At 54.2% G+C, this 542-nt stretch carries 1 protein-coding gene and 1 pseudogene; both read left to right on the top strand.

Annotated elements, in window-relative coordinates; all coding sequences use genetic code 11:
- Positions 1-273 (top strand): annotated as a pseudogene (locus EMN46_RS18865) (DNA-packaging protein); the annotation flags it as partial.
- Positions 248-542: phage terminase large subunit family protein (locus EMN46_RS18860; protein WP_045177168.1), on the top strand; the 295-nt coding region annotated here is incomplete at its 3' end. The pseudogene EMN46_RS18865 and the gene EMN46_RS18860, both read left to right, overlap by 26 nt.

Below are 542 nucleotides of genomic sequence, written 5' to 3'. Positions count from 1 at the left end.
GCGCAGGCCGACGCACAGGAACTGAAGAATGCCAGAGACTCCGCTGAAGTGGTGGAAACCGCATTCTGTACTTTCGTGCTGTCGCGGATCGCAGGTGAAATTGCCAGTATTCTCGACGGGCTCCCCCTGTCGGTGCAGCGGCGTTTTCCGGAACTGGAAAACCGACATGTTGATTTCCTGAAACGGGATATCATCAAAGCCATGAACAAAGCAGCCGCGCTGGATGAACTGATACCGGGGTTGCTGAGTGAATATATCGAACAGTCAGGTTAACAGGCTGCGGCATTTTGTCCGCGCCGGGCTTCGCTCACTGTTCAGGCCGGAGCCACAGACCGCCGTTGAATGGGCGGATGCTAATTACTATCTCCCGAAAGAATCCGCATACCAGGAAGGGCGCTGGGAAACACTGCCCTTTCAGCGGGCCATCATGAATGCGATGGGCAGCGACTACATCCGTGAGGTGAATGTGGTGAAGTCTGCCCGTGTCGGTTATTCCAAAATGCTGCTGGGTGTTTATGCCTACTTTATAGAGCATAAGCAGC

The organism is Ancylomarina sp. 16SWW S1-10-2, from assembly GCF_009669305.1.
Lineage (GTDB): Bacteria > Bacteroidota > Bacteroidia > Bacteroidales > Marinifilaceae > Ancylomarina.
The sequence above is the reverse complement of the archived record's forward strand: the minus strand, read 5'-3'. Positions and strand labels throughout refer to the sequence as shown.